11 protein-coding genes are annotated in these 12,234 nt (G+C 38.7%); all 11 read left to right on the top strand.

Going from position 1 to position 12,234, the window contains the following annotated elements; genetic code table 11:
• Window positions 1–157 precede the first annotated feature (157 nt).
• The gene (locus M3610_RS11095) at window positions 158–1,336 is read left to right on the top strand and encodes a Gfo/Idh/MocA family protein (RefSeq protein WP_251459193.1); all 1,179 of its coding nucleotides are present in this window, start codon (window positions 158–160) and stop codon (window positions 1,334–1,336) included.
• Window positions 1,333–2,304, top strand: a complete 972-nt coding sequence (locus tag M3610_RS11090; RefSeq protein ID WP_251459191.1) for a sugar phosphate isomerase/epimerase family protein — start codon at window positions 1,333–1,335, stop codon at window positions 2,302–2,304. The genes M3610_RS11095 and M3610_RS11090 overlap by 4 nt, the downstream gene beginning before the upstream one ends.
• 131 nt (window positions 2,305–2,435) lie before the next feature.
• Window positions 2,436–3,470 carry a zinc-dependent alcohol dehydrogenase family protein gene (locus M3610_RS11085; protein ID WP_251459189.1) on the top strand — a complete coding sequence of 345 codons (1,035 nt, stop codon included), beginning with the start codon at window positions 2,436–2,438 and terminating at the stop codon, window positions 3,468–3,470.
• 55 nt (window positions 3,471–3,525) lie between these two features.
• Window positions 3,526–4,368 (top strand): sugar phosphate isomerase/epimerase family protein, encoded by an 843-nt coding sequence (locus M3610_RS11080; protein WP_251459187.1) that lies wholly within the window; start codon window positions 3,526–3,528, stop codon window positions 4,366–4,368.
• A gap of 226 nt (window positions 4,369–4,594) precedes the next feature.
• Complete coding sequence (locus tag M3610_RS11075) at window positions 4,595–5,770, top strand: substrate-binding domain-containing protein (RefSeq protein WP_251459185.1); 1,176 nt, start codon at window positions 4,595–4,597, stop codon at window positions 5,768–5,770.
• A gap of 41 nt (window positions 5,771–5,811) precedes the next feature.
• A complete protein-coding gene (locus tag M3610_RS11070; RefSeq protein WP_251459183.1) occupies window positions 5,812–6,981 on the top strand; it encodes a substrate-binding domain-containing protein in 1,170 nt (389 codons plus the stop codon).
• A gap of 145 nt (window positions 6,982–7,126) precedes the next feature.
• Window positions 7,127–7,951, top strand: coding sequence for a sugar phosphate isomerase/epimerase family protein (locus M3610_RS11065; protein ID WP_251459181.1), 825 nt, complete (start codon window positions 7,127–7,129; stop codon window positions 7,949–7,951).
• 1 nt (window position 7,952) lies between these two features.
• Window positions 7,953–9,038: a zinc-dependent alcohol dehydrogenase gene (locus M3610_RS11060; protein ID WP_251459179.1), complete on the top strand. Its 1,086-nt coding sequence runs from the start codon at window positions 7,953–7,955 to the stop codon at window positions 9,036–9,038.
• A 74-nt stretch (window positions 9,039–9,112) separates the two neighbouring features.
• Window positions 9,113–9,946 (top strand): sugar phosphate isomerase/epimerase family protein, encoded by an 834-nt coding sequence (locus M3610_RS11055; protein ID WP_251459177.1) that lies wholly within the window; start codon window positions 9,113–9,115, stop codon window positions 9,944–9,946.
• Between the two features lie 224 nt (window positions 9,947–10,170).
• On the top strand, window positions 10,171–11,010 hold the full coding sequence (locus M3610_RS28320) for an AraC family transcriptional regulator (RefSeq protein WP_251459175.1): 840 nt from the start codon (window positions 10,171–10,173) through the stop codon (window positions 11,008–11,010).
• 296 nt (window positions 11,011–11,306) lie between these two features.
• Window positions 11,307–12,074 carry an isochorismatase family protein gene (locus M3610_RS11045; protein WP_251459173.1) on the top strand — a complete coding sequence of 256 codons (768 nt, stop codon included), beginning with the start codon at window positions 11,307–11,309 and terminating at the stop codon, window positions 12,072–12,074.
• The last annotated feature ends 160 nt before the right edge of the window (window positions 12,075–12,234 follow it).

Raw genomic sequence — 12,234 nt, 5'->3', positions numbered from 1 at the left:
GGAATTAATGAGAAAACTGGCGGAATTTCCTCGGAAATTGGCGGAATTAATGATAAAAGCGGCTGTATTCTTTTCAATAAAAGCAAAATGACCCTATAAGGTCTATCAATTTGCATCCTTGAACAACACGATCAACTTTTGAACAGGAGGAAGAAAGGTGGAGAAGATTAAAGTTGGTATCATCGGTACTGGATTTATCGGGCCGACTCACATAGAAGCCATCAGAAGGCTTGGTTTTGTAGAAGTAGCTGGTTTGGCGGAAACCAGTCAAGAAATGGCTGAAAAAAAGGCAGCTGAGCTTGGAATTCCGAAGGCCATTGGTGATTACCGAGAAATGCTGAAAGACAGCGAAATCCAGGTCGTGCACAATTGCACACCAAATCATCTTCATTTTGCCATTAATAAAGAGATTATTTTAGCTGGAAAGCATGTTGTCTCAGAGAAACCACTGGCTATGAACAGTGATGAATCTGCAGAATTATTGGAGTTAGCAGAAAAACAAGGCGTCATCCATGCGGTGAACTTTAATTACAGACAGCATGCGAGTGTACAAAACTTAAAAGCGAAAATCACTGAAGGTGATCTTGGGAAAGTGAACTTGGTTCACGGAAGCTACTTGCAGGACTGGTTATTATATGAAACAGACTACAACTGGCGTTTGGCGCCGGAAGTAGGCGGAAAGTCACGCGCAGTAGCGGACATAGGTTCCCATTGGTGTGATACCGTCCAATTTGTAACAGGCAAAAGGATTGTTGAAGTTTTTGCCGATTTAGCAACTGTTGTTCCAGTAAGAAAGAAACCGACAGGAAACGTAGCTACTTTTGGGGCACAGACGTCGGAAGTTATGAAATATGAAGATGTTCCAATTAATACAGAAGATTATGCATCTGTGCTTGTCCGGTTTGAGGATGGATCTAGAGGAGTCTTTACTGTATCTCAAGTCAGTGCGGGACGGAAAAATAGATTAAGCTTTGAGATAAATGGAAGTCAAGCTTCAATATTCTGGAACCAGGAAGAACCAGAAAAGCTATGGATCGGGCACCGGGATAAAGCAAATGAAGTTCTATTAGCGGATCCGGCGTTGTTTTCGCTGGAGGCAAGGTCTGCTATTCATCATCCTGGAGGGCATAATGAAGGCTGGCCAGATGCTTTGAAAAATATGATGTTGAATTTCTACTCGTTTGTTCGCGATGGCAAAAGCCTGAAAACAGACAAGCCTAATTTTGCGACATTTGCAGACGGGCACCTTTCGATGTGTATCACAGACGCAATCTTAGAAAGTAACCAGCAGCAGAAATGGGTGAAGGTTCAGACTAGCAAGGAGGTACTTGCGTGAAAATAGGTGTATTTACCCCCTTGTATCAGAACCTGCCTTTTGAAGAAATGTTGGATAAACTGGCAGCCATGGGTGTGGAGGCCGTTGAATTGGGGACAGGGAATTATCCCGGCAATCATCACTGTAATCCGGATGAATTGCTTGAATCTCCTGAAAAAAGAAAATCATTCCTAAGAGCACTTGAAACTAGGGGATTAACGATCAGCGGCTTAAGCTGCCACGGTAACCCGCTCCATCCAAATGTAAACATTGCTCAAGAGTCACATGACGTTTGGCGAAAAACGGTATTACTTGCAGAACTTTTGGAAGTTCCTGTTATCAATGGCTTCTCCGGCTGTCCGGGTGATCATATAAGTGCAAAAAATCCAAACTGGGTTACATGCTCATGGCCTCCGGAATATTTAGAAGTGCTGAACTGGCAATGGAACGAAGTCGTTATTCCTTATTGGAAAGAGGAAGCAAAATTCGCGAAAGAGCATGGCATTCAGCAAATTGCTTTTGAAATGCACCCAGGATTTGTCGTTTATAATCCTGAAACTCTACTAAAGTTAAGGGAGCATGCCGGCGAAAACATTGGTGCAAACTTTGATCCGAGCCACCTTGTTTGGCAAGGAATTGACCCGGTCGAGGCCATCAAAAAGCTTGGCAGGGAAAATGCGATTTTCCATTTCCATGCGAAGGACACTTATTTAGATCAAGCAAATATCAAGATTAATGGTGTTTTAGATACAAAGCATTATAGCCAAATTTTAGACCGCTCCTGGACATTTAGATCAGTCGGATACGGCTCGGACGAAAAAATGTGGAAAGACATAGTAAGTGCCCTTCGAGCAGTCGGATACGATTATGTTATTTCCATTGAACATGAAGATATGCTTGCTTCCACCGACGAGGGACTAAACAAAGCGATTACTCTCTTAAAAGGGGCCATTTTCAAGGAGAAAATTACCGAGATGTGGTGGGCTTAATTTTTTGGAAGCATGGGGACGGTTCTCTTGCTTACAAAGGGAGGGGCTGTTCCCTCCCGCAGCTCATTTCAAGGAAATATGATAGGATAATTGTTTTTCAAAATTAATGATGAATGATTGGAGGCAGTACAATGACAACAATGAATGCTGTATTTTTTCCAGGAGATAAAAAGGTAGAGATTCGCCAGGTTGAAATTCCAACGCCTGGACAAGGGGAAGTATTAGTTCAGTTAAAAGCATCAGCGATCTGCCGAAGCGATATGAGCTTATATTATGGAACTTCCGTTTTTGAAGGAACAAAATGCGGATGCACAGTACCAGGGCATGAACCTGCAGGAGTTATCACAGAAGTAGGAGCTGGCGTTTCCAATTACAAAGCAGGTGACCGAGTTGCTGTTTACTTAGCTCTTGGCTGTGGTGAATGTGCTCATTGTAAGAGCGGCTACAAAATGTTCTGCAAAGAGTTTAAGTGTATCGGCTTTGACTCTCACGGCGGTGACGCAGAGTACATGGTGGTTCCAGCTGAAAACTGTATGAGACTTCCAGATAGCATGAGTTTTGTAACAGCAGCTGTTTCAACTGACGCTGTAGGAACCCTTTACCATGCGCAAAAGAGATTAGGGATTTCCGGAAGAGACTATCTTGTTATTTTTGGAATGGGTCCTATGGGCGGTGCGGGTGTGATGATCGCCAAAGGATTAGGCGCAACCGTTATTGCTGTTGATATGCTTGATGAGCGTTTAGAGCTTGCGAAGGAATTGGGTGCAGATTATACCATCAATGGTAAAACAATGAATGTTCAAGAAGAAATCGCTCGTATTACAAAGGGTCTTGGTGCAGACGCTGCGATTGATTGCTCCGGAAGCCCATTTGGTGAAAATGATGCGCTAGATTGTGTAAGAGCACATGGACGTGTCGCTTTTATCGGCGAAAGTAAAGAGACAACAATCAAACCAAGTGCGCAATTAATTCGAAAACAGATTTCTGTAATGGGTTCTTGGTACTTCCCAATTCAAGAATTTGATGAGATTGCTGAGTTTATTGTAAGAAAGAATCTGCCAGTAGAAAAGTTGGTTACTCACCAATTTAAATTGGAAGAAGCGGAAACAGCTTTCCGTATGTTTGACGAAAGAAGGACGGAAAAAGCTGTGTTTGTTTGGGAATAAACGTTAATAAATAATAAAACCTTTTGGTACTTAATTTTTGAGGAGGATCAATAAAATGAAACTTTCATTTAATACTTGGGTTTATAATTCTTTTCCATCCATGCTGCCATTTTATCCATTAGAAGAAGTGATTAGTCGAATTGCTGCATTTGGTTATGATGGAATTGAAATCGGTTGTGCGAGTCCGCATGCATGGCCTGATTATTTATCCAAGCAGAGACGTAAGGAAATTCTTCAGCATTTACAAAGAAATAATCTTAATGTTGCTGCTATGCTTCCCGCTCCTGGAGGAGGACCTGGAATAAATCCAAGTTCAGCTTTGAAAGAAGAGCGTGAATTTACAATCAATCATTACAAAGAAGTCATTCGATTAGCGCATGACTGGGAATGCCCAACTGTGATGTGGCTTGCCGGCTGGTTTGGTTTTGGTATGAACAAACAAGAAGCATGGAAATATAGCCGCGAAGGTTTGCAAGATGTGGCAAAATATGCGAAAGACCTTGGAATCACGCTAGTAGTTGAACCTCAAGCTGCTGATTGTAATTTAATTGAGTCGGCAGATGATGCCCTGCAGTTGGCAGAAGAATCAGGTGAATCCAATGTGAAAGTGATGTTTGATACATTCCATGCCCTATATCGTAATGAAGTACCGAGTGATTATGTTTATAAAATGCAAGATAAGTTGCATCATGTTCATATTTCGGATGACGATCGTTTACCACCTGGACAAGGAACGGTAAATTGGGATTCCGTATTAAAAGCATTAAAGGAAATCGATTACAAGGGATACCTCTCAATGGAGATTGGATTTGGTACTAGAAAAGCAGATCCTGATTGGTATGCAAAAACATCCATTGATTACTTGACAGAAAAGTTAAAAGGAATTGGGTGTAAGTAATAACCTAATTGAAAAAATAGAATCCGGGCGGATACAGGGAGTTTAAATGGAACTGGTTCGCCTAATTAATCTATTTAAAAGGTCTATTCCATCTTCAAAGTCAAAAAGGCAGAAAAATGTAATCGGTTACACAACAGGAGAGGATGTGATACATAAAATCGGTACAAATACTTGAGTATTTTATTCAAAGGATTAATCAATAAAAAGCACGTAAAGGGGGCTAATTATGAAAAAGCTACTATCTATTTTCACTATGATTCTTTTTATTACTAGCATCGTACTCGTCGGCTGCGGCAAGGATAGCACGACTAGCAGCGGTAGCAAAGAAACAGAGAACACAACAACAGAAGAAACAACCGCTAGTTCAGGTCCAATCACTATAAATCAAGAGATTCCTGACCATGAGATTTTAAGTAAAGGTCCGAGTGGAGAAGCCGCCGTTTCTGCAAAAACATTGAAGCTGACGGAAGAAGAAGTACAAAAGATTAAAGAAGGAAAATACACAGCGGCGATTGTCATGCACTATGCTGGGAATGACTGGGCAACCGCTCAAATCGATGGATTAAAAGCAACGTTTGCAAAAATGGGAATTAAAGTAGTGGCAGTAACAGATGCACAGTTCAAGGCCGAGAAACAAGTATCAGATATTGAAACTGTTTTAGCTAAAAAGCCAGATATTATTGTTGGGATTCCAGTAGATCCTGTTTCAACTGCATCCGCCTTTAAGAAAGCAGCAGATGCTGGAGTAAAAGTCGTGTTTATGGATAATAAACCCAACGGATTAGAAGCCGGCAAGGATTATGTGAGTGTAGTTTCTGCTGACAACTATGGAAATGGTGTTCAAGCAGCGGAGGTCATGGCGAAACAACTTGGTGAAAAAGGAAAAATCGGTGTTATCTATCATGATGCGGATTACTTTGTAACAAAACAGCGTACAGAAGCCTTTGAAAAAACAATCAAGGAAAAATATCCAAAAATCAAAATCGTGGAACGTGGCGGAATCATTGGTCCTAACGATGGAGAAAAGGTAGCATCAGGAATGCTCACCAAAAATCGTGATCTTGATGGAATGTTTGTCGTTTGGGACGTTCCAGCGGAAGGTGCTTTAGCAGCAGCACGTACGGCAGGAAAGAAAGATTTTGTCATTACAACTATTGATTTAGGGACAAACGTTGCCTTAGACATTGCATCAAACGGTTTGATTAAAGGCCTAGGTGCTCAGCTTCCATATGACCAGGGAATTTCAGAAGCGGTTTTAGCTGGTTATTCCTTACTTGGTAAAGAAGCACCTGCCTATGTGGCTGTTCCTGCGTTAAATGTAACGAAAGAAAATGTATTAGATGCATGGAAACTTGTTTACCATCAAGAAGCACCTAAGTCTATCAAAGGGGCAGCTAAATAATAAAACATTATTATTATCTAAATCTATTATTGGGGGTTACTATGAAAAAACTTACTTCACTAATCATTACGATACTCTTAGTCAGTAGTTTAGCGCTTATGGGGTGTGGAAAACAAAGTTCAACTGCTTCAGGTGAGCAAAAAAATGGAAAAGAAGAATCCGCAAAAATTACTTATCCGCTTACCATTAACCCTGAAATACCAAGCGATCAGAAAATTTTAAGTACAGGTCCAAATGGAGAAACAGCCACACCTGCATCAACTTTGCAATTATCTGAAGAGGATGTAAAGAAAATTAAAGAGGGTAAATTCAAAGCGGCTATTTCCATGCACTATGCAGGAAACGATTTTTCAACTGCCATCATCAATGGTGTAAAAGAAACTTTTGAAAAAATGGGTATAGATGTTGTGGCCGTTACGGATGCACAATTTAAGCCTGAAAAACAAATTTCAGATATCGAAACCATCATGGCTAAAAAGCCAGATGTTATCGTAGCTTTACCCGTTGATCCAGTTGCTACGGCTCCTGCTTTTAAAAAGGCAGCAGAAGCTGGCGTAAAACTAGTCTTTATGGATAATGTGCCAAAAGGTTTTCAAGCAGGAAAAGATTATGTAAGCGTTGTTTCATCAGATAACTATGGAAACGGTATCTTTGCCGGCGAAATTATGGGTGATGAACTAAAAGGAAAAGGAAAGATCGGTGTCATTTTCCACGATGTTAATTTCTTTGTAAATAACCAGCGTAAAGATGCTTTTGAGAAGACCATTAAAGAAAAATATCCAAAAATTAAAATTGTTGCCCATGGTGGAATTATCACTCCTAACGATGCTGAAAAAGTTGCCTCTGGTATGTTAACAAAAAATAAAGATTTAGATGGAATTTTTGCGATTTGGGATGTACCAGCGGAAGGAACACTTGCTGCAGCTCGTACAGCAGGGAAAAATGATTTAGTTATCACTACAGTTGATTTAGGAACGAATGTGGCGCTTCAAATTGCTTCTGGAGGGAACGTAAAAGGTCTTGGAGCACAGTTACCATATGAAAACGGAGCTGCGCAAGCTCTTGTTGCCGGATATTCATTACTTGGCAAACAATTAGATCCATACTATGTTGTTCCATCGATGAAAGTTACAAAGGAAAACGTCTTAAAGGTTTGGAAAATGGCTTATCGTCAGGATGCCCCAGAAGTTATCCAAAAGGCAGCAAAATAAATATCGCTTAACCAGTAAGAAAACTAGATTACAAACTTTCAAGAAAAAAAGTGAAATAGTGGCCGCTTTGATATGCGGCCACTATTTAAAAAATCTGAAATCCAGGAAAGTTATATAGACAAAATAGTGATAAGGAGATGTTCAAATGATTAAGTACTCTTACAACACGCTAGTATATGCAGGAGAAGATATTGAAACTAGTATTGCTAGACTCGCTAAATACGGTTATGACGGTGTAGAATTTGTTGGCGAGCCAGAGCAAATGGATGCAGACCGCATTAAAGGATTATTGGAAAAATATAATATTGAAGCTTCCACTATTTGTGCCATTTATAACGCTGAAAGAGATTTAGTTTCTAGTAAAGAAAATATTAGAAGAAATGCAGTCAAGTATTTAAAAAGCTGCGTTGATTTTGCCAGCAAAATTGGGGCAAAAGGAATCTCTCTCACTCCAACTGCTTGTATGAAAATTTATGGAGAGGCGGATCGAGGAACAGAAATAAAATGGGCTGAGGAAGGAATACGGGAAGCTGGTATTTATGCGGGAGAACATGGGGTTCGTTTAACAGTAGAAGCATGGAACCGCTATGAAAACTACTTAATCAATCGATTGGAGCAATCACTTGAGCTGGTCAATCGTGTAAATCTGCCAAGCGTAGGTGTGATGGGTGATACCTATCATATGAATATTGAAGAAGTTGATATTGCCGACACCATTAGAATGGTTGGAGATAAATTATATCACCTTCACATCGCTGATAGTAATCGAGCGGCACCAGGTCGCGGCCATATCGATTTTGAGCCAATCGCTCAGGCTTTACGTGATATTAATTATAGCGGTTATTTAACGATGGAGCTATTGCCTCCGTTTGCTGATCCTTTTAATGGCACTAGATGTGAAGAGTTTTATGATCAATACACTGAAGAGTCAATTAATTTCCTAAAAAACCTTTTTAAGGGGGAAAAATAAGATGGCACAAGATACAGTATTCAACATTGAAAATGTAGAAGCTGGCTTTGATCAAAAAGTAATGAAAGCTGCCGTGTTATATGGTAAAGAGGATTTAAGATTAGAAGAAGTACCGGTTCCTGAACTTGGGGATAAGGATGTATTGATAAAAGTAAAATATACCGCAGTATGTGGTACGGATCCTCATATTTATGAAGGTCGTTTTCCAGCAAAACTTCCACTGATCTTAGGTCATGAATTTTCCGGTGAAGTGGCAAAGGTTGGTTCTAAAGTGAGCTTTGTAAAGCCAGGTGATCGTGTAACTGCAGATATCAATATTAGCTGTGGTACATGCTATTATTGCCGCCATGGCCAAAAATTGCATTGTGAAAAAATAACTCAATTAGGGGTACACATTAACGGAGCATTTGCCGAATTTGTAAGAGTTCCAGAGAGTAATATTCATAAGTTACCAGATTCTATGCCTTGGATCCATGGAGCCTATATTGAACCATTAGCATGTGCAATTAGCGGTCAGGATAAAGTTAATGTCCAATACGGTGAAACAGTCGCGATTATTGGCGGAGGTCCAATGGGTATCGCTCATGCCTTACTTGCAAAATTAAAAGGTGCTAGTAAAGTAATCCTTTCCGAACTAAATCCTGCGAGAATTGAATCAGCTAAAAATATTGGTGTTGATTATGTTATCAATGCAGGTGAAGAAGACCCGATAGAAGCTGTTAAAAGATTAACAGACGGACGCGGTGCTGACGTTGTTATTGAAGCGGTTGGTTCTGCCTATACTTACGCGCAAACGTTTAAATTAGTGAGAAAAGGCGGAAAAATACTGGTTTTTGGTGCAGCTCCTGCAGATGTAACAATTCCTGTAAGTCCATTTGAAATTTACAGCCGTGAATTAACCATTGTTTCCTCCTATGCAGGAACATATGACACCTTCTCTAAAGCGATTGATTTAATCGCAAGCAAGCGTTTTGATCCAACTCCAATCTTCACAAATCATTTTGAATTTGCAGATGTGAAACACGGAATTGAAACGGCAGAGCATAATAAGGATATCCTTAAAACAGTAGTTAAAATCTCAGATTAATATATAGGTAGACAGAGTTCTCTTCGGTTTATGTGGGAACTCTGATTTTTTCATAATCTAAGAGGTGAATTCAAATGTTCAAATATAGTGCCACACAATGGATATACGGAAATGAAAGTTTAGAAGATAGCATAAAAAGGCTGAAGAAATATGGTTATCAAGGTGTCGAACTCGCTGGCGAGCCGTATACCATTGATATTGAGGAAACGAAAGAACTTTTATCAAAGTATGAACTTGAATGCAGTTCTATTTGTGGAATTTTTACCCCTGAAAGGGATCTTTCCTCACCAAACAACGAAATTAGAAAAAAGGCAGTCGAATATGTGAAAAGATCGGTTGATTTAGCGAAGACTTTACATGCATCAACTCTAATTGTCGTTCCTACTTGTGTTGGTAAACTTAGCCCAGAAACGACGCTTGAGGAAGAATGGAATAATGCCATTCAAAGTGTGAAAGAGGTAGGGCTGTATGCAAAGGAACAAGGAATCTCCATAGCCATTGAAGCATTAAATCGTTATGAAACCTACTTAGTTAATAACCTAACCTTAGCCTTACGTTTTGTGGAGGAAGTGAATGTAGAAGGTGTAGGGGTTATGGCGGATCTGTTCCACATGAGCATAGAGGAACGAGATATGAGGGATTCGATAATGAAGATTTCACGTTATCTTGCCCATGTCCACATCGCTGATAATACAAGGGAGGCAGCGGGACTAGGACAAACAAATTTTGCACCAGTTATTTCACTGCTTAAAGAACTTGGTTATAAGGGGTATATTACGATGGAGTTCCTACCTGCCGTGTCAAATCCTTATGTAGCTTCAGGCCTTCAAGGGGAAGCTAATGTTTTTGATGACTTCACAAAGCAATCTATTAAACATATGAAGGAAATTGTTGAAACACTATCATAAAAGATCGAAAGAAAATGTATTAGATACATGGTAATTAAAATCACCCAAAATCTATTCAAGGTGCCATAAAATAAACAACCAGCTGTGAAAATAAAGAGGCTCGATTTCTAGAGCCTCTTTTACTGTAAAAGCTCCTTATTTATTAAATAAAGCAGTCGGAGTGTACCTCTAGTCAAAAATGGATTACTTAGAATGCTATTTATAATGAAAGGGGACATACCAGCGTGGAAAAGTCTTCTGTTTTTTTAAATACTCCCCAGTTTATCAATATTAAAGGAATAAATGAAATCAGTCCATTTTGGATTAAAAAACATTCCGATCCTAATTATACAGAGATTGTGTATATTCAACAGGGGTGCGGAGAGTTCATCTATGAAGAAAAACCTTTTATCGGACAAGAAGGAGACCTTATATTTATTCCCCCTTTTAGTCATATCGAAGGTAAATCTTGTACAGACAAACCTCTCAAAGGGATTAATATCTGTGTTTCGAATCTGCATATTAATGGTAATGAAAAAGGTTGTTTAACCTTTTCTAATGATCTTCCTATAATTCATTTGCAAGATGAAAAAAAGGAGATTGTTAACTACTTTAAAGATATTTTAAGGGAATATCGGACGAAACATGCTGGATATCAAGTCGTAATCTCTTTAATTTTACAAGCCGTTATTATTAAAATTACTCGTCTCTTGAAAGATTCCGATCATCATTCCTTTTCTCCAGTCTGCCTTGAGGTAAAGAAATATATAGATGAAAATTTTAGACAAGAACTGACATTAAATGATTTGGCTAATCTAGTTTATGTAAGCCCCTACCATTTAGCTCATGTTTTCAAGGAAGAAATGGGAGTGCCTCCCATACAATACATGATTTATTGCCGTATAGAAGAAGCAAAACGATTACTTAAGCAATCTAATCTATCTGTAAGAGAAATCGCATCTATCATTGGTTATGAGAATCCAAATTATTTTAATCTTCTCTTTAAAAAATTAACAGGTAACCCGCCAGGTAAATACAGAAGGATTACTACATCTAGTTCTGAGTTTTCCAAAAGTAAAGGGTAAACTAACACTTGATGTAATAGATTACATCTAATTGAATTTCTTCTGTCCCCGAATTAAGAGGCTTCTCACAAGATTGTGAGAGGCCTCTTATAGTGTTCATAAGTTATAAGCGATAGTGAAAATATTTAAGTAAGCAAACGCATCGTAGGAAAAATACTAGAATATCCTACTATTTATTGGGGATAAGTTCCAGTAATTAATTTGCTATGCTATAATTATGGTAAGTTTAATACATAATGGATAATTTTTTGTAACTTTAGAAAGTTTATTGCTGACTTAAGCCGGGAGGATTACATATGTTTGAAAACCTGTTAAATATATCTGACGCTGCCAAGCTATTGGGAGTGTCGCCGAGTACATTAAGACGGATGGAGAAAAATGGAAATATTGAAGAGTATGGCTTAAAGGTTATTTATACCCCTGGAGGTCAAAGGCGATATATTCTTGATGAGGTTCAACAGCTTTTCTCTAATCAGGGGTTTTCCGGACAAATTGGATTTGGTACAAAACCTGCTCTGTTAATTCGGGATTTTACCATAGCATTTACTGAACCGCATTCCCAATTAGCTATTAAAATGGATCATCAAATCACTGCCACCCAACAACTTATCGAACAAGCTCTTAACGATAAGATTCCAATAATCTTTAGTAAAACGATTTATGAAACTAAAAATAAGGTTTCTAGATTATGGTGTGAAAAATTTCCCTCGCTTCAAATTTTAGACCGCGAAAGCACATGGGTCAATATTCATCCAGATTTATCTGACTATCCATATGATTTGATTAACGCGACTGTATATATATCTTCTTTGTACGATGATCAAGTAGATGATTTCTTGAAAGATAGACAAATTGATACATTAATATTAGCTGGGACAACTACAAGTGGGAGTATAAGAGCAACTGCAGTAGATGCTCTTCAAAGAGGTTATAGAGTAATCATTCCTAAAGAGGCTGTAGGAGATCGAAATCAAACCTTACAGAACTCAACATTATTAGATTTAAACGCAAGGTATGCAGACGTAATGAATCTGGATAAGGTCCTTAATGCTATGAAACCATGAGCAGCGCATTTGAATAAAACCATGATTATCCTTAGGTAATCATGGTTTTTTATTTTTAGAAAATTTTAATAAAATTGAATATTGACACTAATGGTGCTGTGAGATAAAATAAAACCATGAAAGCTTTGGTAAGTTTGGTAGGTTGAGTTAAATTTTGAAG

The organism is Neobacillus sp. MER 74 (genome assembly GCF_023714155.1).
This window is presented reverse-complemented; position numbering and strand designations above follow the sequence as displayed.